Source organism: Nostoc sp. FACHB-152, from assembly GCF_014697475.1.
GTDB lineage: Bacteria > Cyanobacteriota > Cyanobacteriia > Cyanobacteriales > Nostocaceae > Nostoc_B.
This window is the reverse complement of sequence record NZ_JACJRV010000025.1, coordinates 15,338-42,162: the sequence shown is the minus strand read 5'-3', so window position 1 is coordinate 42,162 and position 26,825 is coordinate 15,338. Positions and strand designations below refer to the sequence as shown.

The following is a 26,825-nucleotide window of genomic DNA, read 5'->3' as shown; positions in this document are numbered from 1 at the left end:
ATGCCGGGAAACCCGTCCACCGCGCTGCCTCCCCCCTGCGGCCTTAATGATAAGTCTTTAACCGGACACGATATTACGCCCTTGGGGTACTTCCCGCATTATTTGGGAGAATACCTGTATCATTTTCTGGACTACCATTAGTGTCGATCTGACCTGGTTGAGTACCGGGTTGAGGATCGCGGGGTGCGCCAGTGTCACTATTAACAAGTCCTACTTCGCCATTAGGTTCTGTCAGGGATTGGTCTGCGCCACTGGTTCGACCAAGATTGGTGACAAAGGTCTTCCAATTATTGTTGGGTATGCGAATCACAGTCGGCGCACCAAATTGACTGAAGGGAACGAAGTAACTGTTAAATTCACCATTCCAGTCAATTAAGCGATCGCCGCCAGTGTTGGCAATCATCACATCTAATCCACCGCCACCATAGACGAAATCGGGGTCAGCATAGGCTGGCGCATCTGGTTGGTTGTTCAGCCCGCCGTTGGTATCTAAGTTATCATCAGCGTTTATTAAGTCGTCTCCTAAACCACCAAAGAGACGGTCTTTACCTGTTCCACCAACCAGCCAGTCATTACCCAGATCGCCGAAGATACGGTCTTTTCCATCTTCAATCTTGACACCTGCACTATCAGTAGCCTCGAAATTCAGTAGGAAGCCATTAATCTTAGCATAGGGGTTATTGGCATTATAGGCGGCTAACTTGCGAGTGGTAGCATTGTAGCCCAGTGGGTTGAGATTAGTGACTGGATCGGCGTTATAGAAGGCTGCTAAAGCCTCTGCACCCGATATGGCATCATCACCAGCACCACCGTGAATAAAGTCATCTCCTAGTCCGCCATATATAACATCATTACCTCCCTGTGTCCAGGCTATGGAAACAAATGCCTTGGTCAAGCGACCCGTAATATACTCAACTGCACCAACTTCATTGGAAGCGGATAAGGTCACTTGGAGATTTGGAGTAGTTAATCCGTAAAGTGTTTCGGTCGAACCGTTGCGGCTAGTACGAATCATGCCGTTATCGCCGACTATGCCATCTTCCCCAGCACCACCATAGAGACGATCTGCGCCATCTTCACCAAACAGATCGTCATCTTGACCGTTTCCGAACAAGACATCGTTACCTGTCATGCCATGAATCTGGTCGTCGCCACCTTCACCAGAGATGATGTCAGCAAAACCGCGATCGCCTGTGCCATTGTCACCAGGAGTATAATCTAGCCAGCGGACTGCCCTGGGGATAATTTTGAGATTTGGGTCGTAGTTATCGTAGGTAAATGTGATGAAGTTACCTGTAGCTGTACCATTTGTGCCAACTAGACGATAAATTATGCCGTTATCTCCCAAGATGGTATCTGCATCTAGGGCATGACCTTGACTCGACAAGTTGCCTAGATGATTGCGTGCAGTTTGTGTTCCGGCACCACCAAAGATGATATCTGCTCCTGTCGGGCGATCGCTAGGATTAATTAGACCAAATAGACTGGAACTATCGCCAATAATATCGTCCTGACCAAGATTACCAAAGATTAAGTCATTACCACCATTGCCTTCGATGTAGTCATCGCCATCAGTTCCTACGCCACCAAAGTCTTCCACTGATTGACTCGTTGTTGACACATTGATGGAAGTAGAACCATCGCCCTGAATGGTATCATTCCCCAGTTGCCCGAAGATGACATCATCATCAGCACCACCTGCAATACTATCATTGCCGGATGTTTGCGGTAGAGGGGTATCGCTGTGGTCGTAAAGGACGATTTCTCTTTCGCTAACCCCTGTGGGATTAGCTTGGGAGGCGGCAGTTACTAACGGGTTGCCATTGCTATCGTAAATAGTGCCATTGCTGAGGGTGCGGATGCGCGAACTGATGGAGTTACCCTTGCGGAGAATCTTCGCATTATCACCGGCGATCGCGTCGTTACCTGCGCCACCGTCGAGAATATCATCGCCATCCTGACCGCCAGCAACGTTGTGACCGCCCCAAATGTCGTCATCGCCTGCGTTGCCTGTGATGGTGTCATTGCCTTGTCCGCCCAGAATAATATCTTCACCGCCATCTCCTACTAGGCTGTCATTACCACCACCTTCGCTATTTTGGGTGTTAAGGGAGGTAAAGGTAAACGGATCGCTGGCGGTATTTAAGGGCAATGCGTTGGCACTAATATCGCCCCTGACTTCACCATGATCGCCGAAGATCAGATCGTTGCTACTACCGCTAGAGACTGTATCAGCACCCGTTCCTGCTAGTACGAAGTCATTGCCAGCACCCGTTGAGATATTATCGTTCCCGCCATTATTCGGGTTAGTGGTGGTAATTAGGTCAATATCGGCTGCATTGCCATCGGTTCCTACATAATCCACGATCCCGTTATCACCCAGAACAATATCGTTCGCGCTGTTAGTAGTAACCGTGTCGCTACCCACACCAGCTAAAACGATGTCTTCACCCTCACCTGTAGTAATGCTGTCATTACCGCCAAGAGTTGGATCGGTGGTTTCCAGTCGCTGTAACACACCTGCTGCGTAGGTGGCAGTGCCGTTATCACCGATGACTAGGTTTTGTCCATCACCTGCCGTAACGGTATCATTACCACTACCCGCTAGTACCACATCGTTATTTGTACCAGTGCTAATTACATCGTTGCCACCGACTTCTGGGGCTGTGGTATCAATCAGGGACAGTCCGTTAGCCGCAATCGAGATAGTGCCATTGTCTCCCAGAAGAATATTATTGCCGTCTGCGGCGGTAATCACATCACTGCCAATACCACCAACAATTATGTCTGCACCTGTGGTAGTAGTAATTGAGTCATCGCCACCTAGAGCGAAATCAGTGGAGGCAATTTGACTGACTGCGCCGTTAGTATAGGTAATCGCCCCGTTATCGCCCAATATCAGGTTATTTTCATTACCGCCATCAATGTTATCGCCCAAAGCACCACCTAAGATGGTGTCATCTCCGGCATTACCAGAAATTACATCAGCACTTCCTATGGTTGCGTTAGTGGTTTGGATGATATCGACGGTAGCGAGATTGCTATCGTTAATAACGAAGTCGATTACCCCATTATCCCCAATCAGAATATCTGCGTTATCATCGCCAGTAATATTGTCAGCACCAGCACCACCAAGGATGCGATCGTTGCCTGTATTACCCTGAATATTGTCGTTTGCACCACCAGAAGCATTCGTGGTTTCGATGCGTTGGACGTTATCGGTGCTGAGAAGTTTGGGTGTTGCGGCAGTCTGGGTGACGATTCCGTGGTCGCCGAAGATGATATCATCGCCTGCATTACCTGCGATCGCATCTTGACCAGCCGTTTCAGTTGTAGGAACGCTGAGAGTGCGTCCAACTAGGTCAACATTAAAACCAGAATCGCCGTAAATAATATCGTTTCCAGCTTCCCCTTGAATGTTATCGTTGCCAGAACCGCCAGCGATTTGGTCGCCTGCTTGAGAACCGCGAATACTATCATTTCCTGCACCGCCGTAGATAACCACGTTATCAGAAGAAAGGGAAGCATCAATGGTATCGTTGCCTGGGTTGTTGAAGTTCCAAGCAAGTCCAGGTTGAATTGTGGTTCCTGTGCCTGAATAACGACTAGCATCTGCGGAGGTATCGCCAAAAATCGCTAAGGGCGCATCTAATCCTCGTGCATCTGTGCCGCCGCGATCGCTTACTGTAATCTTGTCATTGCCACCGCCTCCATGTACGGAGGTAATCGCGCCATCTGCTGTGCCTGTAACCGTTAGTTCTTCGTCTCCCTGTCCTAATAACAATTCGACAACTTCTAAACTGCCATAATTAATACCAGCAGGATTCATGCCAAATCCGGTCAGGGTTGAAGCACTCAGCGTTCCCACTCCATTAGCTGTGCTGCCGTCGTTAAATACAGTAACGGTATCGCGACTGTTATTTTCATTGACAAAGAAGTTCGGCGAGAGATTAGTAATGGCAAATTCGCTATTACTGTCGGGCAATTCCCACTCAGATGCGGGTAAGCTGGCGTTTTGTAAGGTGAGTACAGTTTGACCGGGGAGAGAACCTGCTGCAACACCAACTATTAACCAGAAGCGATTAATACCTTTACCCTTACTAATTTCCAGGGTGCGACCGACCAAAGCAGATATATCTGCGATCGCCGGATTAGCAGCGATAAATGCTTGCAGATCGCTCGTTTCTACCGTCAGGTTATCAATTGCCGAAGCTGCTCCCGTGCCATTATAAGCGAGGACATTGCCCGTTGCTGGTCGTTGATTAGTTTCACCAGGTAGAATCACAGGATCGCCTAAACCACCCGCAGAACCCTGACCAGAGAAGCCATCAATAAATAAGGCACCAGCAATGCTATCTAGTTTGTGGGTTCCTGCTTGAGCAACTAACGCCCCATCTGCACCTACTACTGCTGCACTGTCACCGCCGATGCTAAAGCTATCGCTACCTAAACCGCCAAAGAGTTTGGTTGTCACTAGATTGCTAGTGGAGAGGACGAAGAACTTGTCATCGCCTTCAGCACCATCGATTTCGAGAATTTCAATCCCGTCATAGGTAATGCTGCGACCCGCACCGAAGATACCATTTGCGGCAACTACGAAATTATCGCCAAACTCCGTACCAATAACTCGCAGGGTATCAATACCAGCACCGCCAGTAATATTTAGCGCTGCATTCACGACGTATTCTACGGTATCCGCACCTGCGCCCGCATCGACAGCACTATCGCTAGAACCTTCTTCAGCGAAGGAGCGAATCACGAACAAGTCATTGCCATCACCGCCAGCAAGATCCAGAGTTGCTGTATTACGGAAGACGACAAAAGTATCTTCACCTGCTTCCCCTTCAATAGTGGTAGTAAAGCTAACTCCATTACTGAGGAAACCGCGAGTAGTCTGGGTAGTAGCAAATTCGTCTTCAAAGGCTAAATTAGCTTTGGCGACATCCCTTTCCGTCTTGAAGACTTGACCAACTTGGAAACTATCATTGCCCAAACCGCCCTTGACTGTAGTTTGAGTCCAGTTATTATCTAGGGTAATTTGGTCATCGCCACCTTGAGCATCAACGGTTAACTGTTCGATATTCTTGTTGTAGTTAATCCGTTCCACATCTGTTGTCGGATCGCTATGCAGTGCTGCGACAAAAGCGACACCGCCATCAACAAATTCGCGATCGCTGGCACGCATGAGTAAATTATCTGCTGTCTCAGTACCGAAAACGGTCAGGGTATCTGCACCCGTAGTACCTGTATCAAAGACATTGATGATGTAATCAGTGCTAGTACCTGTAATTGAGATTTCGTATGTGTCTGCGTCGCCTTGTCCGTCTAAATCGAGGGTGTCACGACCGGGGGTATTCCGACCAGGGAGAATGCGACTTGCTTTATCTAGGGATGGCAACTTGAAGACTTGGATAAAGTCTGTACCAGTGCCACCTAAGATGCTGGTATCACCTGCTAAAGTTAGAGCATTTCCTTCAGTATTCTCTGGATTGAGCAGAATTGTATCGTTTTCCGAACCTGCATCAATAGTTATTTCGGTTGCACTGAGATTGCCCCACAGTTTAATCTCGTCTTCACCTGCTTGACCAAAGAAATTGATACTGTTTGTAGCTGTAATCGTACCTGATGTAACAATTTCATCGTCTGCTGCACCAGCATTCAGATTCACCACCGGAGCAATGATACTGCCGTCTAACAAGAAGCGATCGCTATTTGCATCACCGGAGATGTCAATGCGCGTGTTAGCTTCAACTGTACCTAGTACCTGAATCTTACTGCCAGAAGCATCCACAGCACCTTGGTAGTCGCCGTACAACTCTACATAATCGGCTGCTTTCACAATTGCGCCTGCTTCAACGGTGAGATCGTCACCCGCTAGTAACCTGACGTAGGAACCTGTGCTTTCAATCTTGATACCACTCTTGACAATCAGGAAGTCAGCATCGTCATCTGCGGGTGTAGCAGTTCCATCGACATCGCTATCGTTATTATCATCTGTAGCCCAGACTATAATCTCTGCACCTGCTTGTTGATTTTCGGTTACAGTAATCGGACTAGAAGCAGTCAAGTTAATCGATCCACCTGCGACCATACCGGGGTCAGTTGAATCTACAACTCCACCTATGGTCAGCGCACCTGTATTACTAACCCAAGTGCTACCTGCGGTTGATTTAGCTTCAATATTGCCAATTTCAGTTGTAATTGCCCGATTTGCTGCCCCAATATTCTGAGAGGCGACGAGGAAGGTCTTACCAGAGATGATATTAAAGCCATTCGGGTCTGAATTACCGTCAAGAATACTACCAGCTGGTACGGTAATAAAGGCAGTTGCACCCGTACCCGTGCCTACCTGATTCAGACTGAGGTCGCCTGCGGTTTCAATGATGTAAATATTGGCGAATCCACTGGATGCTGTTAGCGTTCCCGCGCCAGAGAAGGCACTATTAATATCGAGGTCGTTACCACTCAAACCAATACCGCCGAGAACTGCCGTTAGGGAAATGTTATTACCGATAATATCGGCTTTTGGCTTGCTTGCAGGGCCAGTGGTATCGTCCCCCGAATTAGGATCGAGGGGATTATTCAAGTCAACAGCATCGAGAATCGACAGTTGCGCGCGTAGATTGACATCACCAGTGCGAGAGAGAACGTTACGAATATTGAGATCGCCAAAGGTTTCCGCAATCCAAATAGTATTTTGGGCTGTCGCCGTTAAAGTTCCCGTACCGACGACATCAATTTCCAAATTATCGCCATTTTCCCCGATCGCTGCGCCTGCGGTAAGTTCGACGCGATTCGCCTGGATCTTAGTAAAGTCGTGGTTGAGCGCATCAACGATTGAACCCTGTGCTGCGTTTAGATATACGCCACCTGTCTTCGAGAATACGCCTTCTAAGTTCATATTGCCTGACGTTTCCGAGATGTAAACGTCATTATTAGCACGGGCTGTCAGCGTTCCATTAGCAGTGAGATTGATGTCAAGGCGATCGCTTGCTGTACCAATTGAACCTTGTCCTGCTTCTAGGATCAGTTCGCTACTGATGACATTAATCAAGTCAGCAGCACCGCCATTCACAATACTTTGTCCGGTCTTAATCCGCACTTGCTCCTGTGCTTGGATTTGATTGAGATTAATATTGAGTTCCGAGCCTAAGAAGACATCAGCACCCGCCGTCACATTAATATCTCCCAGCGCATCAACATCAATATCCTCGCGCTCTTTAATAATGACCGCAGTTACCACAGCACCCGCCGCCGATGGGTCTAAGACAACTGGAGCAATGGTTACACTCACACCGGACTCAGTACGGAGACTAGTAGAGGCAGTTAAAGTGATAGTAGTAGCAGTGACACTAGCAATCTGGTAATATTGCCCGTCATCGGTGGCATTGGTAGAGTTGCCTTCGATAAAGATATACATCCCCGCTTGGAAACCATCAGTAATCCAACTACCAGTATCTGTACGGGTAATGGTATCTGCCGAGCCATTATCAGTAAAATTAACCGTCGTTGTCACCGGATCTCCACCCAGGTAAACGAGGTCGTCTCGTTCTGCTGCTGCCAACTTAATGCGATCGTCGCTTGTCAGTTGCACTGGTTGCACTGAGAGGTCGATGACGGTTTGACCATCGCTCTTACCAACCCCTCCGGAGGTAATTAGGGTGACATTGTTGCCAATAATATTGGGGTCTTCGATGCTGACTTGGGTATCAGATACAGCTTTGAGTAACCCAGCACTGAGGGTGTAGATCAACTCTTCTTCTGTCCAAACCTTAATACTGCCCCTTAAGGCTGTATCTTCTTCTGCCGTTAAGGTATAGGTGAAGTTGTCATTAAAGGTATTACCAAACTGTCCGTACTGAGCATGAAGGGTATGGTATTGGAGAGTGCGGGAGTTTTCTAAGGTGGTAATGGCATTCTGGACGAACTGGTTGAGGGCTGCACCGCTCAAATTTTGGGCAATTCCCTGTTCTCGGTAGAAGTTGTCATAGAACACCACTTCTTCATTAGTGAGAGTGACTTGGTGATTGCTGTCGTAAACTGAGGGGTTAGCTTGGGTGTTGCGATATTGCCAGTAGGTGTTATATTCTTGCTCCTTAACTTGGGCAAAAGCATTAATTGTTTCAGCAATCTTCGCCGTAGCTCCTGTTCCTGCCGTTAGTTGTAGATCGCTCCAAACACCTGCTCTGAGTTCGTTAATGGTGCGATCGTCCCTTTGTGCTTCTTGATTGGCATCGACGATGCTACCCTGACTGACTTCAACGGTAACATTACCAATTGTCTCAATCTTCTCAACCCGTAGATCGCCCGTTTTCTCCTTTAAGAAGATATCGCCTGTGGCGGTGATATTCACTTTATCTTTGAGGGTTGTACCGGATTCGAGGACGATGGATTGACCGCTCGCGCCAATGTTGCCACCGAGAGCGTTGAGGGTAATCGAGCCACCGCTAATCAGTCCTTCATTAGCTTTCTTAATTCCTGCTTGCGCCGTTACCGTGACATCCTTGCCACCGCCTGCGCTAATTTGATCGACTGCTAAATCGCCGACTATTTCTGAGATTTGAATCGTGCCATCGCTCGTTGTTGCTTTTACACTAGCGGTAGATTCATTAGCAACATCCGTCTGAATCGCTTGCTCAGATCCAATTCCCGTAACCGCAGAAAGTTCGACGCGACGACCGCCAACATAGCCATTATCGCTGCCCTGCTTGATGGATTTATCGGAAGAAAGGCTAGTTGTGCCAGTGGGGTTGAGTATCGGGCCATCAAGGAGAATATTTCCTTGGGACTGTACCGAGATCGCCCCTTCGTCATAGCCGATAAAGTTAATCTTAATGGCGCGATCGGCTTCGATGGTATGGGTATAAATTTCTTGCTGTCTAGTTTCGCTAATAACCTGTTGATAGTAGGTTTTCGTTCCGTACCATGTACTTTCTGTCCAACTGTCTCCCGTATAGGTTCTTTGGGCGAGGGTCACGGGGTCGGGTTTAACAAAGTCATAGCGGGTCGTATTGTTAGCATCTAAGAAGTAATAAGACCCTTCTGGTAGTAGCTGAGGCTCAGTGATATTTTCTACTTTGGGCGTACCTACAACCGTATCGGGATCTTTAGCTAGGGCATCAATACCAAGCCAAGAGGAAGTGCCATAAGTCGTTGTTGTCCTTGTGCGGGTTTCTTTGCCAATTGACCAACCATAACGCCAGCCAGACTTGGGATTGTAGGTTGAATTATTGCTGCCTTGGGAAACAACTGACCCTGAGCCATTATCCGTAGTAATGGTTACGCCATTGGCGGTCTTCTGATAAATAGTAACGAAGGGATTAGCACTCGTTCCCTTAGCTTTATCTTTGAGAACTAAGGTTCCAGCCCCGCTTTGAGAGACATCTAGACGCTTAATTACCAGGTCATAAGGTGTGTTATTAGTGACGTTGATTTTACCGTAGCCACCAAGGAGCTTGATTTCGCCGTTAGCGGAGTTAAGAATGTGTCCTGTAATATCAATTGAACCACCACTCACCCGCAGTTCTTCTAAGATAATTTGGTTATTCGCTACATCGTAACGAACCAAGAAGTCTTTATTGGTAATGGTCTTGAGGGTGACAATGCCTGTTGTGCCAGCTTTAAGAAGATCATCAATTTCTTGAATTGTCGCCGCACTTAAAGTGAGTTCGTAATCGGACTTACCACTTTGAATGATGCCGTTGATGTTGACATATTCGGCATTGATAAAGATGCGATCGCCATACAAACTCACATTAGTAGGAATTTGGTTAAGAATGCTGTCAATTCCTGCTTGATTCGCTTGTGTTATCCCTCCAGTTCCAGGCGGTTTAGCCCCACCAGTCACCGACAGCCATTTTGCATAGTCTTCACCCGCAACGGGGAAGGATGTACCTTCTCCAGGAAGATCGAACGTAGCGCTACCACCCGCTTCGATGATTGAATTTTGTACGCGGATGCGACCTTTAACGGTAATGTCTCCTTGTCCACTAGCAAGGGTTCTTAGAACCAAATCGCCACCTAAATTCTCAATATCTCCCAGTACAGTAATATCGGGCCAAGGATAAATATCGTTGGTAATGGAAGTGACATCGAAATCATTGATGACTTGGATGAGGGGTTCATTGGCAGAACCACCACCCGTAATGCTGGAGAAGGCAGCAACTCCCGCCACCACTAAGGATTCGCCACTGAGATTGCTTTGGTTATCTTGGGTTGCATTGCGGCTGTTTTCGGCGTTAATTTCGCCTTTAATAGCACTTAAAGAAACTGCTGCCGATACCTCAACCCCATTCAAGAACAGTCCGCCATTTTGCTCTGGAATTGTAATACCGAGAATCTTAATGAAAGCGGGTGTATGGTTGAGAATATTGACGCTGGCATCGCCGGGAGCATCAAAGACACCGTTGCCTTGGAGTTGATCGCTACGAATATCAATCGTCCCTGCCTGAGCCAAGATCGGATCGACGGTGACGGTAATCGCATATTGTTCCACCCGATTGGTTAGACCGTCGGGGCCGCCTGTTTGTAATAGCCCTTCTGCCGCCAATGCTGCTTGGATGCGGGCAATTTCACCCTCATAAAAAGTCTTGAGGGTGGCGTTGGTATCCCCGTACTTAATTAACTCAGCTTTGGCTTGTTCTAAAGCTTTTTCGAGATTGGACTGAACTTTTTCTAAGGTAACGGTAAAGTTGATACCATCGCTCTTAGTAAAGTTGGTAATTGTACCAGTATCGCGATCCCAAGCGTTGAGTTCGAGAGTGAGATTGCGGTTAATACCTGTCCGTACCGTACCATCGACTTGAACAGTACCATGAGCTTCACTCTTGGAGAATCCTTCATACTGCTCGGTACCGCCGCCGCCTAATAATTTATCAATGGCATTACCCAAAGCGTTGAACCAGTTCACCGCTTTAGCTTGGGCAATCAAATTGGCAAATCCGTCTCGTTCGGCGTGGAGTTTGGCATCCCTAGCGGTTTCTAAGATGGCTCCGGACGCAACGGTAATCTTATTCTCCTGTAGTAAGTAGGCTTCGGCGTTGATAGATGAGATGGGGATGGCACTACCAGCAAAGGTATCGGTGCGGGATTCGAGGGTATAGGAATCGCGGTTAAAGTTTGTATCTGTTCCTGCCGATAAGTTGAGGTTGCCACCTGCGCGGATTTTGGCATTATTGCCGATCGCAATTTCGTTGGTAGGTTTGAGATCGATTTTAGAATTGGCGATCGCTACCGTACCAATACCATAGGTTTCGGCATTCACCTGAATCTTGATATCACCCTGGCCTCTGGCAGAGATATCGATACCGCCTGTGCTTTGTAGAGTCGCACCTGTACCCACTGCTACCTTAGCTAGGTCGCTTAAGCTGCGAACCGTAGCCGTAGCATCCGCACCCGATACTGCTCCACCTGTAGTTAGGGTGACTTTATCGGTAACATTAATATCGTTGAGCGATCGCAAGGTGATGGTATCGTTACTGGCGGTATTGCCTACTACTGTTAGGACGGCGTTATTACCCACAGTGGTTAAGGTACTCAAGCTGATGGTAGTCTCGCTATCAGCACCCGCACCACTCGCTAAACCGCCCGTCGTTCCCTTAAGATTTTCCCCACCACCTACCAAGTTCTTCCTGACGCGATTGGTGGCATCAATTGCGATATCTTTTGCCTTAATGTTGACATTATTGCCAACTCCTGATTCGACGGCGGAGATAACTTGATTATTATTTGCCGCACCGCTACCAGCGATTACGCCACCCGCGCCCGTTTTTATTTGAGTATCAAAGTTGGCGGTGTGTTTTGCCCCTATTGTCAGAGTTCCTGCACCTCGACTACTCAAATCGATGTCGATGGTGTTGCTGCTATTACCCGATAAATCGTCTTTAATTTTGGCGAGGGTGGTACTCGTATTCGAGGTGGTGGCACTGGCACTCGTTCCCGCTCCAATACCACCGCTACCAGCTGTGGTGAGGGCTAAATTCGTATCTGCTCCCACCGCCGAAATATTCAATGTTCCCCCAATCAGTCTGACTCCCGATCCGAAATAGGCTTCGGTATTGGTGTTAGTAGAAACATTGGATTTACTAACTCCTACGGCAATAATGCCACCAGCAGCACTATTAGATTCAGCTTTTTGGTTAGTCGTACTAATTGCTGTGACATTGGTGGCGTTATTAATATTAAGGTTGGCGTTATCGAGAACGTAGCTTTGAGTGCTGCTGTTATTGATAACACTGGTGCTAGTAGAATCTACACCTAACAATAGTCCGCCCGACGAGCCAGAGGCGAAGGCTTGGGCTTTTTCTCCCGATAAATTAGCTATAATCGCCAGACTTCTGGCATTAATTTTACCGCCCACGTAGGCATCGAGATTGGCAGCAACTGTTACAGTTGCTTGAGAAGAACCAATTCCCGCGCCAGTAGAGGCAGCAACACCTTGAGCTTTAGCATCAGCCGCTAACTCCGACACAGCCCGAACGCTGAGATCGCCCGTCAGGTTCATTGTCACAGTGGCAGGAACGACTACATAAGCCGTTACTGTGGGGGTAATATTCGCTGAGGCTTTTGTACCTGTACCACTGACATTAAAGAATCCGCCGATCGCGGCAGAAAGGGCAAAGGTTTCTGTCGTGGCAGTGCCGATATTTTGCGCTTCTACCGTAAAATCGTTGGCTGCTGCTATTTCGCCTTGGCTGTAGGCTCTGGTAATGCCATTGAAAGTAGTATCAGCTAGGGTGACACCAACAGCAGCACCGACAGCACCGAGACTAATGGCAGTGCCGCTCGCTTTAGTTGTTGTGTTTTGGTTGGAGGTTGCCTTGATAATCGCATCACCAGTAGCGGAATTGACGGTTAACCTTCCCGCCGTACCTAAATAAGCTTCCACCGTACCGCCGATAGTCGTCTTGGCATCGCTACCCGCCCCGGCAAAGCCTCCAAAAACGCTAGCGGCGATCGAGGTGGCAATGGCGAAACTGTTGGCAGTGGCGGTGGAATCAGCTGTAATTTCAACATTGCCGTTAGTTACTGTCACCAAACCATCGATGAAGGCTCTAACGCTGTTATTAATGGTGTTATCGGTAACGGAAACGCCGATGGAACCTCCCACTGCTCCAAAGGCTAAAGAACCCGCACCGACATCGGAGCTAATACTAGAATTATCGGTGGCAGTAACTCGCAGAGTATTACGAGTTCTCACAGTACTATTGTCTTTAATTGCGGCTTCGATGGTATTGCCGATATTGTTAGTAGCCCCTGCACCTGCGCCAGAAAAACCACCGCTAAACAGGGAAATCGCTCCGCCCACAGAAGCAGCAACGGCTTCTGAGTTAATGCTGCTATTGCTATCGGCAATAACTGTCACAGTGCCATTGAGTGCTTCTACTGTGGAATTATCGATAAAGCTGCGAACTTGGTTGCTGAGGGTGTTATTGGCATCAACTGCGGCGATACTAAGGGAGACACTGACAGTATCACTGCCAGACAAGGCTAGACTACCACCGTGGGCGGTTGCTTGAATCTTGGCATCATCGGTAGCACTCAAGCTGACCGAACCAAGGCTGGCTTTGACCCCAGAACTATCGAGAATATAAGCCTCAATTACATTGGCAATGGTGTTAGTCGAACCAGCCCCTGCTGCCGAAGCCGCACCAGCCCCTGCTCCCACACTGACACTGACTGCGCCTGCTCCCCCAAAGGTAAAGGCGTTAATTTCCGCCGTCGAATTGGCATCGAGATCGACATCGCTAGCGGCATTTACTGTGGAGCTATCGATATAGGCTTTGGTCTTATTGCCGATGTTGTTATCACTAATGGCAAGTCCTACTGATGCTGCACCTGCTGTACCTGCTAGGCTAACTGCAACGGATATCGCCACACCACCCGCATCGGCTTTAATTTTGGAAGTATCTACTGCCAACAGGTCAACATCGCCGTTAGTTGCTGTGACATCGCTGTTATTCTCAATGCTGGCAATAATAACTTGAGCGATCGCATTAGTAGAGCCAGCCCCCGCACCAGCTAAAGCTCCGGCTAATCCTGCCCCTGTGCCTGCCCCTGATGCCGCACCACCAATCGCTAGAGCATCAATTTGTGCTGCTGAAATCGCACTGAGGATGACATCGTTGGCTGCTGTCACGTTTGAATCGATAATGGTGGCTCGAACTAAGCTTTGGAAGACATCTTCCTGGCTAAAATTCTTGACTGTGCCGCCTTTTGTCAGACTGTGGCTGGCTCCAGCGACGGTGCGATCGAGGATGATGGGTTTAACAAAAATATCGTCACTAGTATCGTTAGGTGTGCCATTATTGCTACCTGTGGCTTCGTTTAGCGTTGCGGCTAGTTGAATGCGGTTATCGTCGAGTTTAATAACGTAGTAAATCTGTCCTTTAACCAAACCGCCGATCGCGTCGCCAGTGCCGTTATAAACGACGGCATCGCCAGTATTCAAGCCGTGATTGGTCAGCTTAATTCCCGAATCGCCAATGGTGTTATCTGACAAGGAAGCCCCTATCGAGAGCGCACCCGCCGCGCCCGTTGCCGTTGCGCCAATGGCTACGGCAAAGCCACCGGAATCTGCTTGAATGTTCGAGTCATCGCTGGCTTTGACGTTGACTGAATCACCCGCAGTGACATTTTCACTGCCCTTAATATATGCCTCAACGATGTTATTAATGGTGTTATCTGCTTGCGCTCCCGCTCCCGAACCTGCTAAACCTGCTCCTGTGGCTGTTCCTGCTCCGGCTGCGGCTCCAGCGATCGCAATTGCCTGAATTCTCGGTTTGAGGGTTTCAAAGCGGTGATTCGTTCCTGCCGTACCAGTTGTCAGATCAATCGCGGCTGGCTCGCTGGCGGTTGTTTCAGCATTAGTTGCCACCAACTTAATCGTGTTGTCATCAACTTTAATCACAAAATAGCTCTGACCGTCTTCCAGTCCGCCCAATTGTTGCCCCACATTGCCGAGATTGCGATAAATCACGCGATCGCCTGTCTTCAATCCATGATTCGTGTAGCTAATCGTATTATTCACCGCATTAACGGCAGCCCTGGCAAAATCGAAGGTCTTATCGGTTTGCGATTTAGCCGTAGCCGTCAGATTGACATCTCCCGCCGCCGTGACTAGGGAATCATCAATAACGGCGACTACCGTATTACTAATATTATTAATTGCGATTCCCGCACCGATGGCACCCGAACCAGCCGCACCAGCACCTGCACTTGCGGCGATCGCCACCGCGACACCGCCTGCATCGGCTTTAATCTGGGAAGTGTCGAGAGCAGTGAGAGTAACGATACCTGTATCTGCATCTACCGTACTGGTATTCTTAACACTGGCTGCGATTTCCAGGTTAATGGTATTAATCGTACCCGCGCCTGCGCCTGCCAACGCGCCTGTCAGTCCTGCACCTGCACCGCCAGCACCTGCGCCCGCACCACCAAGGGCAAAAGCGTCGATCTCGGCTGTCGAGGTAGCATTCAGAATTACATCGCTTTGGGCTGTGACTGCCGAGTCGTCGATCAGAGCCTTAACACTGTTATTGACTGTATTAGTAGAGACTGCTGCCCCGATCGCACCCGATCCCGTCGCCCCGCCACCTAAATTAGCAGCGATAGCAACTGCCACACCACCAGCATCGGCGTTAATCGTAGAATTATCGTTTGCGGTGAGGGTCACATCGCCGTTGTTTGCTGTGACGGTACTGTTATTTTTAAGGCTGGCTTCGATTTCCAGGTTAATATTATTGACCGTGCCTGCGCCTGCACCTGCCAACGCGCCTGTCAGTCCTGCACCCGCACCGCCAGCACCTGCTCCTGCACCACCAAGGGCGAGAGCATCGATCTCGGCTGTCGAGGTAGCACTCAGAATTACATCACTTTGGGCGGTGACTGTCGGGCCGTCGATCAGAGCCTTAACGCTGTTATTGACCGTATTTGTCGCCACTGCTGCCCCGATGGATGCCGCTCCCTTCGCACCCGCCCCCAAACTGGCGGCGATCGCAATTGCTATACCACCAGCATCGGCTTTAACGATAGAACTATCGCTGGCGGTGAGGGAAACGTCACCATTATTTGCGCTGACAGTACTGTTATTTTTAATACTGGCTTCGATGGCAATTTGAATGACATTCTCCGTCCCCGCACCCGCACCCGCCAGTGCGCCTGTAACTCCACCTGCACCGCCAGCACCTGCTCCTGCACCGCCCATTGCCAGGGCTTCAATCGTCGCCGTGGAGATGGCCTTGAGAATTACATCTTCTTCGGCGATAACAACGGCATTATCGATATAGGCTCTAACAGCATGACCGTTGCCTTTGCCAATCTTGTTGTTGGCAATGCCTAAACCGACTGCACCTGCTCCCTTAGCACCGCCTGCACCTGTAGCGATGGCAATGGCAAAGCCGCCTGCTACTGCTCGAATGGTCGAATCATCACTAGCAGTTAGGGTGACTAAATTCGCCTGAATCTTCTTGCTACCGCCACTATCTTTAATAAATGATTCGACGGTGTTATCGATGGTATTGGTGGTGACTCCTCCTGCCACAGCTAGTGCGGCTGCTGCACCGCCTACACCAGCCGCACCGGAACCCGCACCGCCTACTGCGATCGCTGCAATGACGGAAATATCTTGAGCATTGAGGCTAACCTCTCCAGGTAGGGTAACATCAACGCCTTTTAAGTAGCTGCGGGTTGTACTAGTAATCTTATTGTCCGATAGCGATAGGGCAACTGTTCCCGCCCCAGCTAAACCACCCGTTGTCGGCACGGCGGCAGCAACGGCAACACCGATAGTGAAGGCAAAGACACTGCCATCGCGCAAGGCTTCTACTGTTAAGTCATTAGCTTGTTGAATGGTTGCCCCAGTAATCGAGGCTTCTGTCTTCATGTTCAGTTCATTGACACTGAAAGAGCCAGAAATCCCGGCTGAGATTGTTCCGGCTTTGACCAGGGTGGCTGCACCACTAATAGAGAAAATTCCTGTCCGATCTTCGCTCTTGACGGCAATCTTGCCGCCATTAACATTCAACAGTCCGCTATCGTTGATGTATGCCTGGGTACTGTCGGTAATGCGGTTGAAGGCAATTACCCCAGAAATCCCGACCCCGATATTGGAGGGCAGGGCTGGTTGTGAAGGAATGGATAGTACGGGAATATCGGAAACAACCGCTCCAGCAACCCCAATACCCCAGATTTTGCCTGTATTAGTTGCTGTTACATCAATACTAGAGACATTAAAGTTAGTGCCGTTCGTTCCTACACTTTGGTCGCTGTCGGTGCGGCGTTTGCCGATAATGGCGGCTGTATCCCGCTTGACGGCGGTACTACCGATACTGACTCCAACACCGACACTCTTGGCTAACTGCACTGCTCCGACGATGTTGTAATGGTCGACAATACTTGTCGCCGTTACCGAGACATCCCCACCTACTACTGTCGCGCCACTGTCGATCTGGGCGATGGTTTCGCTGTTTTGATTGGCAAAGGATAGACTACCACTCACGCCGAACAGCCCGGAATTGCCACCTGTTTGTGCTAAATCAACCGATAAGATATCTTCAGTTGCGCTAACGTTCAATCCGTCATTGCCCGTAAAAATCTTAGCTCCATCCCCAATTCTGGCGATCGTATGATTTTCTAGGGTTTGAATCAGCAGTGCGCCGCCAACCCCGACTAAACCTGCCTCATTACCGAACAGGGAGAAGGGGGAACTCTTGGCTTTAATTGCTAGGGCGATCGCTCCTGGTTCGGGTTTGACATCGAGTTGAATTATCCCCGCGATGTTAATTAATTCCATTGCGGTATTAGCAGCAACTTCGACGGATTGGTCGTCATTTTGGAACAGAGGATCTTGATTGATTAATGCACCTGACTCAATAATTGCTTCTGAGCGGTTGAGATAGCTAGAGACACCGATCGAACCAGCTATGCTGACTTTAGCTGCCTGCCCTGGGGCGGCTCCAGCTTTGTTTTTGGTGACAGCCCAAGTGTTAATCATATTGTCGAGTCCGAACCTGCCATTAAAGGCTTGAGCGAGTTCGTCCTGAATGCTGCCATCGTCGGGACTGCCTAAATCAAAGCGATTAGGATTAAAGGGCAGAGAATCGACCAACAGAGGATAGCTGATATCCGAAGTCACTGAGATGGCTTCCTTGGCATCTAGCTTGGCTCCATTCGCCACTATCGCTTTGACGGTTGTATCGTAGTTGCCAACGGCAACTGCCACTGAACCAGAGACTACCTTACCGCCAGTGCCTGGAACTTCATTAGAAACACCACCTTGGGCATTAGCTTGTACTCCCTGTTCTGCTGAAGCTGTGATGTTAATGTCGGCATCTGATTTTAAAACGGCAGTCGAGCCAGCTTGGGCTATGACGTTATGGTCAAAGGAATTGACAGCAACCGCAGCGTTAATACTAAAAGTAGACCCTTTCGCCGGTCTGAGATAGGCACTCGCTCCCGCGATTAGTCCTTTAACGGCTTTGGGTTCGGGAGGGACAGTTCCTGCCAGGTAATCGGTAAGAGTAGGAATGCCGCCAATAGTTGATTCAGTAATAGTACGGTTGTCAGATTCTAATTCCGCTACAATAGAAATACCAGGAGATTCACCAGGCACGGCGAAGGTATGAATTCCTGTTTGTCCAGCAGCTAAAGTGAGATCGATGGGTAAAGCCGCTTGCGCTGTTATGGGTGAGTCGGTGAGACGAATGGTGCGATCGTCTACTTTCACGACATAGTAAATTTCATTGCTGGTTAAACCATCTAGGGGCAGATCGCCTCTGGTAGCTCTTGAAACTCGCTCGAAGCCATGATTTTCCCCTGTAGCTACCCCCGCCGTCATGGCGATCGGTGTATTGGGACTATTGGGGTCAGCAAGTTGGAAATTATTATCATCAACGCGGATAACAATGTATTCTTTACCATCGGTTAAGCCGCCAACTGCTGTACCTCCACCTGTAAGATAGGTAATGCGATCGCCCGTTTTAAATCCATGTCCGAACATCGAAATCGTGGTGTCGGTAGTACCTTCGAGGACAGGAACGATAGAAGGATCGAACTCGATAGTCTTACTATCAGTGGTTAAATATTGCAGACTGATACCAGTGGATGAGCCGTTACCTAGTTGTAATGCTGCTAGAGGAGTATTCGGATCGGTATCAGCAAATTGAATGTGGTTAGCATCAACGACAATAACGCTGTATTCGCTACCATTGGTCAATCCAGGAATGGGATCGCCATCGCTACTGTAGTAAGTAACTTTTTCGCCATTAGTCAGTCCGTGATTCTTCAGTTCTAGGGTATCTTGGACTGGATCAACAACAGGCGCAGTACGGGATGCGTCAAAGAGAGAGACAAATACATCCGTCTTGAAGGTGTGGGAAGTACCCGTACCAACACCAGTCAGGTCAATGGCTACTCCCGCCGAGGCATTGGCACGAGAAGTTGCCAGTTTAAAGATGTTTTCGTTAATGCGGATGACATAGTATTCGGTTTGGTTAGTTAAACCGCTAACTGCATTACCACCATCGGTGACGTAGGTGACTTTCTGCCCTGTTTGGAAGTCGTGGTTGTCAACAACAAAAAGGTTATCAGCGAGATCGACGGCGTTGGTAAGGAAGTTGTGGGATGTCCCGGTTCCAGCACTAGTAAGGTCGATGGCAATTCCTGCTAAAGCGTTAGCGCGACTGGTCGCTAGTTGAATATTATTGTCGCCAGTATTGATTACGAAATAGTCAGTATTATTGCTCAAACCACCAAGATTACTACCGCCACCATTGGAGTATTTCACCCGTTGTCCGGTGACAAAATTGTGGATTTCATTGAAGAAAATCAGATTATTGGCAACATCAATACTGGGTTCTTCTTCTACAAGACTTGTGGGGTTGAAGGTAAGGGTGGCATCGGCTAGGGCAAAGTTAGAGAACCGCGTCATCCCTGCTTCTTTTTTAACTGTGGAATCGGTGCGATAAACTACTGCATCCCCTGTCTGCCAACCGTGATCTTGGTTAAAGGTAATCGTGCCATCGTCGTTATTTACGGCTTCGCTAGGTTTGAAGGCAAGGGCAGTTTCTTCAAAGGCGAAGATGTGTTGGTGCTGTCCTGTGAAACTGTGGGATGTTCCCGTTACGCCCGTACCACTGAGGTTGTTAATAAATACCCCATTAATCGCATTTTCGTAGCTGGTGGCTAGTTTAATGTGATCGTTAGATCCAGAGACACGGATGACGTAATAATCGGTATTATTGCTTAAACCACCAATATTACTACCGCCGCCATTGGAATATCTTACCTTTTGTCCGGTGGAAAAACTGTTAGCACTGCTGAAGATGATTTCATCGCTAGTGGAGTCGATGGTAGTGTTGGCAGGAACCAGCGTCGTTCCCGTAGGATCGAAGCTAAAGACGCTGTTAGTTTTACTGGGTAGTTCTAAATCAAGGATGTAGTAGGTTTTCCCATTCAGGATGACGGTTTGGTTGGTTGCACCCGGTAGGGTATTGTCTAAAACGGCTAGCTGGAAGGAATTGCCGTTAACATTAACGACTGCGTAGGTATCTTGGTTAGACAATCCCGAAATCTGTTCGGCATCTTCGTTACCGAGCCAATAATCCACTTCTTGACCGTTAGTAAATTTATGTCCGGCAATGGTAATGGTGTTAGTAACAGCATTAACATCGGTTGCGGGGTCAAAATTGAGGATATTGCGACGATTTAGAGTTTGGGTTGCGTCGGGATTGACACCAACAGAACGACTGGCATTGAGGGGAATGGTATCGCCTTGAGTTAACTTCAGGGTATTTTCATCGATGACAATTACCTTATAGGTTTGCCCGCTTACCAGTCCGCCGATCGCCGTTAAAGAGGTATCAGGATTGTTGGGATCGGCGGCGATATACAACAATTCATCCCCTGTTTTTAGCCCGTGATGAGCAAGGGTAATCGTATCGTTGGCAGTATTAACGTTAGTAGTTAAATCTACGCCTTGTTGTTGTACCGATCCAGCAGTAATTTTGCCATTGACGAGCGATTGAATATCTACCTTATCAGAACCGACAGCTACTCCTATTGCCCCACTACCATCAATAAAGACGGCTACCCCCGATTTTGATTCGAGGTTAGATTCTCCCGTCGCCCCCACTTTCACATTGCCATCGGCAACAATCGAGACATTTTCGCCAATAATTGCTTTGGAAGTTGTACTCGACTCAGTTACAGCAACGCTAACCCCAAAAGCTTGAGTGGGGTTTTTAATCGTTGTTGTTCCTCTTGCCTTCAGACTGGAATTGACGGCGGTGCTAGCACCTACTTCGGCAGTGGTTTCGGCGTTGGAGGTAATCTCAACATTGCCGCCTGCTTGGATCGAGGTTGTCCCACTTAGCAGAGTTTGCGCCGAACCTTCTGCTTTGCTGTAACCGGCACTGAAGGGGAAAGAATCTACATTGGCTTTATACCTGCCTCTTCTCGCTGGTTCTAATCCTCCTCCGGCTGAAGCAACACTACTAACGCTATTGTCCGCTCCAATGCTGACATCGCCATCGCTAATAATTTGCGTGTCTGTGAGACTTACTAATGCGTCAGACTTCCGCATTGAGACAGAAACCGCAGACAAGATAGCTGGTGCGCCAATTGCCGTTAATGCTAATCCCGCTACATCCAGTAAGTTGATTAACGGTTGAATCGCTAAGTTATTAACTAAGGTGGCATCGTCTTCGAGGATATTGCCGTCGGCAGCATTGGCATTAATACTGACGGAATCGCCTTTAATAGTCGCTCCTTGAATATTAATCTTGGCTTCTTTCGACTGGAGGGCGACTATGAGGATCGGCAAAATACCTGTTTGGCTTTCTTTGGAAGCGGCAATGCTAATCTCACCACCTTCGATCTGTACTCCCGATGCGATGTTAACGCTCACATCTTCGCTGGGGAAAACATCAATGGGGGAAATTCCAGAAAAGTCCTTAACATTGGCAGCTATAGAAATCTTGCCAGAGGTTTTATTGTCAGCGATCGCCTTAGTGAAGAGTTTGGCATTCGAGTCAATATTAACTATCGTACCCGTCAAGTCAATATTGCCAGAATTTTCTCCTGCTTTCTGAGTAGAGATAGTTACGCCTGTGTCAACGGTAATGTTTTCCGTCAGCACGGTCAAATCTTTGCTCGGAAGATTTAAGTTGCCGGAGAAAATAACTGTATCTTTGCCATCTAGGTAATCGACGAAGGGAAGAGAGGGATCGAATCCGAATCCACCGTTAATGGTTAAAGAAGCATTCAGAGTCAGTGGCGAGACGGTGATTTTATCGTCCCCTAAACCAAGATTAATCGTTAAAGATTCAGTCGGGTCTTTAAAGTCAATAATGTCGCTACTTGTAACTGTTCTGACTCTTAATTCACCTGCTTTAATTCTTTCTAAAATCAAATCGTCAGACAGAATCGGACTAGCTTGAATTGTCACATTGGCGGAATTAATGCTACTGAAGAGAAAATCATCATTAGCCTTAGTGATTACATTCTCAATAAACAGATTAGCAGCGTCAATGGTACTGGTATACAGAACTTGGGCATAGTTTGCACCTGTAAGGAAAGCATTGACAGCCCCGTTTAGTAAGCCCTCAAAAGTAGCAATCCCGTTATTAATAAAATCTGTTAAATCAGAGCCAATATCAACTAAATCGTCACTCAGATTGTTTAAGAACGTCTCAATATCATTGATAACATCGCCAGTCACACCAATCGCACTGTTAACCTCACTGACTAAAACACCCGCAGCATTACTTATCTCGGTACTGGCGATGTTGTAAGCATTGGTTAACGAGCCACTAACTCTATTCCAGGCTGTCGTTAAGGCATCTGTAATAACGATATCGATCGCGCTACCACCGAAGAGATTTTCAGTCCCAGAAAAATTGATGACATTGTTCAGATTGCCATTACCAGCAATGACATCGGTAATTGTCCAAGTGTTGTCAGTATTTGAACCAGAAAGGGTGTCCGCTCCCGCACCACCAATAAAATTCAGGCTGGCATTAGAACTGATGAGGGCATTATTTAAAGATGTGTCGATATATAAGCTATCCGCACCGCCTCCTAAGTTGACATTGATGAGAGTATTGGCGGAGATAACTAGAGGCTGAATAGCTCCAGACAAACTCAAATCGTTAGAAAAGTTAGTCCCATTGGTACTAAACTCTAACTGGTTACTTGCATTAACTCGCAGATAAAGGGAATCGTTGTTGCCATCCCCTGTGAAAGTGGCGGTATTACCTATCAAATTGACACTTACCGCCAATAACCCATCATATGTCTGCACGATATGCTGATTAAAAGCGATCGGGGTTTCAATTGTTCCCTGACTCACTTCTAAATCCCAATCCCCACCGAGGGATGCAGCACCTGTCAGATCGTTTGATGCTGCAACATCAGCCCCCGTTAACCAACTCAATTCGTCTACAAAAGCTCTCCCTTGATCACCTTGAGCTAGGTTACAACCATAGAAAAGAATGTCTGCATTCTCAGTTAAAGCACCAGCCCATCCTTGTAATTGACTTCCATACTCTGCTAAATTGTCACTACTTAACTGGGTTGTTCCTAATTGTACAATTCCAGGTTGGCCGTGAGTGACAACATGAATGGCTGAGATATTATTCTGCTGCGCCAGAAATTCTCCTATCTGGCTCACCCCGTCTTTGTTTCCATCCAACACGACGATCTCGATATTCGCAGCCACACCAGCCAGCAAATTCTGATAGTCTTCTACACCCGGATCGATAACAACAATCTGCTTACCTTCACTCAATGGCGTGTTTTCCCAATCACCGCCTACTAACAAGGCATGAGAACTGTTTGCGCCGGTGAGGATGTCATTACCTACTAAAGCTGAATTATCTAAAGTACTAAAGGCGATCGCATCTACCTGAGGCTCAAGGAGAACTGGAGGTAATTCAACTCCTACAATAGATATTCCTCCAGGAAGGCTTGACTTTGCTTCTAGTCCATAGGGAGCAGGTGGTAAACTTACACCACTATTCTGTAATTGATTTGAAAGCGTTAAATCAATGCCACCATGAATATCATCCATTGTTTTTGTTCTCCTTGAAGATTAAATTCCCCAATTTCCTATCTTTTCTTTAATTGAAGATGGAGAAGTGAGGAGAGTTTGGCTATTTAAATTGTTGGAAACTATTTGTGTGTAAGTGTTTCGCCCTAATTAAGTAATTGGACGAAATTAAGTTCATTTCGCAGAGATAGGGAACAGAAAATAGAGAATAGGGAACAAAAAACAGGGAACAGAAAAACGATCTGTGTAATTAATTTTGTCTAACTACTTATTTTTAAATGCTTGAGACGGGTTCTAATACTTCGTCTTTATCATCTTTTGGAATCTCGGCTGGTTCTACGTTGAGTTGTTGCAGTCTTATTTGCAACCATCGCTCAAACAACTCCTCCCGTAGCTTTTGGGCGATCTCATCGTCTAAAACAGCAGGCAAAATTTGTTCTATTTGAAAGATACACCAGCGTTTGCCCATAGCGATCGGGCCAACTAGCTCTTTTAGGGTTGCTGTGTCCAGGGCAGTTTTGATTTCTTGCCGAATTTTTTCCCTCGGCAGTACATCTCGCTTCACCAGCACTTTCTGCTCGGAATTTAAGGGGTATTCCCGTGCAATTTGCTCAAATGTTTTTCCTGCCTTGATTTGCTCTTTCAGCTCATAAGCTAAACGTTCTTCCTTGATGACAAGGTAGTACAAATCGCTTTGTTCAAGATCTTTTTGGCGTTCGTTAAAATATGCCTGTTTCTCTGACTCAAACAGCTGATCTTTGAGATTTTCCAGTTTCAAGCTGATTGTTAGTTGATTTTCAAAGGTTTGGTAATCAATCCCTTGAATTTTCAACCACTGTCCAAAACTTTCAGGATCGATTAATCCGCTTCTCAGTCGGAAATCTATCACTGCTTGTGCCAAGTCAGAAGCAATGACTCTCAAATCTTCTCGTGCCTGAATTTCTTGATATATCACTCGGTAGCGCAAACATTCCTGAACAAAAGGTTGTAGGCGACCGAATAATTGTAAATATCCGAAGACTTGCCCCAAGGACATAGGTTGGCTGTCTACAGTCAAAAAGCAGATAGTATCAAAGTTGGTCATTCAGTCTCACGCAATTTACTCAAATTATGTCCATAGGTTATTGCATATTGTTGGGTTTTAAGAGCTGCAAAATTCTATATTGAATTTACAATATCATAGTCATCATTAAAAATAAATCTTGTACTTAACATTACTTAGGCTTGAATATTAAACAATATTTATAACTTGATCAAGCTAGTACTTAGTTATTAGCAGAAACACCTAAATAAAGGTATGCTTTTCCAGCATAATTGGGCGATTGTCAGCAATTAAAAGGGATTCTAAAAGCCTAAAATAACTGATTTATGTTAATCATTATTTTATTACTACGGGAAAAGTATAATCAGAAAAAACTTAAGTATCAGATAGGAAAATAATCATCAGGATAATAAAGTGTAAATATATAGTTAGTGACAGGCTTTAATTCAAGAGTTAACTGTATTTATAGTATTTCTTTTAAAGTTGTAAATCATTTTATTTATCGTCTTATTAATTACTTGATTGGTTCATCTAAAGAATAAGCTCACGACCCAGCAAAATAATGAAAGGTAGCAAAGAGAATCTTTGCTTTCGCTAGATTCAGATATCACAAGCTATCATTCAATACAAAATGGGGTGAGCATCATTGCAGAGGTCAATAGAGTGATATTTGCTGAGACATTGCTACTAAAGCAGCAAGCGAAGGGCTTTGTTGCATGAAAGGAAAAAAAGATATACTTTTCCTAGGTTGGATCAGTAATTAGGCTACAACTTTGTAACTGTCCGGCTTGCCTAACCCAATCATGCGGTTAAGGGCAGCACATTGTAGAAATAACTCGACAACCTGATTGTCAAAAAAGCGTCGTCTCAACTTACAACCAAAGATGGTTTTGAGTCGAAAAATGGTAGTCTCAGAGCTTTAGTGCTGCATCATAGGCATTTCAATTCCGAACTTTGTACTGGGCCTTCGTATTCATTGTTGGGCTGGGCGGCAAGAGAACATTAGCGATAGGTAAAATTTACCATTTTGCCTATTCACGCAACAATGCCAGTAACATTTAAATATCTAACTATCCAATAGTATTAATGCTGCACTCGCGCTGACAACCAATGCTGATCCTAAATTACTTAATGCATTTAAAATGAAATTCTTCTTACTTTATTTAGCCATAATTTTCCCAATCACAGGCATCAGGCAAAATTTTGCTGTAGAAAATTTTGCTTCAATGTTTGTTATTTTAATGGATGTAGATACTCTAGTTCAAGATAAATCCGAAAAACAAGCAAAAAGTTTTCTAATCGAGTACTCAGCACCTACTGTTTCGATGAAAATCAAAAATTTAGAACTAACTTGGGTTGTCAGAACTGAGAAATATAAAAATCCTATCTCGGCAATACCTAACCAAATCACAACTGAGACAAAAAGCCGAAAACTAACTAATGCTCAATTGGAGCAACTTAAAAAATTAATTCAATCAAATGGTTTTATGAATTTGAGAGCCGAGTATGGTGCGCCTATAAATCAAAGATATTACCCTTACTCAATCTTAGTACGAAATGGAAAACAATACCAAAAAGTGTTGTATAGAAGTAATCCGGCTTTCGGTAATAGTCCTCAAGCATTTCAACAGGTGGAAAGTTATTTGCAACAGCTAATTAAATAGAAAAACTTTTCGGTTGCTCATGTTCAAGATTCTTGTGTAACTTTTTCATGATGAGAATAAATTTGAACAAGTC

The 26,825-nt window shown here is 46.8% G+C and carries 3 protein-coding genes and 1 pseudogene; 1 reads left to right on the top strand and 3 read right to left on the bottom strand.

All coding sequences use genetic code 11. The annotated features are described in order from the left end of the window. Positions 1–73: 73 nt before the first annotated feature. The 3 genes and pseudogenes from H6G76_RS18085 to H6G76_RS37130 all read right to left on the bottom strand — a co-directional run. Positions 74–24,067, bottom strand: a complete 23,994-nt coding sequence (locus tag H6G76_RS18085; RefSeq protein WP_190703423.1) for a DUF4347 domain-containing protein — start codon at positions 24,065–24,067, stop codon at positions 74–76. A 253-nt stretch (positions 24,068–24,320) separates the two neighbouring features. Continuing rightward, on the bottom strand, positions 24,321–25,130 hold the full coding sequence (locus H6G76_RS18080; RefSeq protein WP_190703420.1) for a peptidyl-prolyl cis-trans isomerase: 810 nt from the start codon (positions 25,128–25,130) through the stop codon (positions 24,321–24,323). Positions 25,131–25,848: 718 nt separating this feature from the next. Further along, positions 25,849–26,004, bottom strand: a pseudogene (locus H6G76_RS37130) (IS5/IS1182 family transposase); the annotation flags it as partial. 226 nt (positions 26,005–26,230) lie between these two features. Here H6G76_RS37130 and H6G76_RS18075 point away from each other — a divergent pair. Further along, positions 26,231–26,752 (top strand): hypothetical protein, encoded by a 522-nt coding sequence (locus H6G76_RS18075; RefSeq protein ID WP_190703416.1) that lies wholly within the window; start codon positions 26,231–26,233, stop codon positions 26,750–26,752. Positions 26,753–26,825 lie beyond the last annotated feature (73 nt).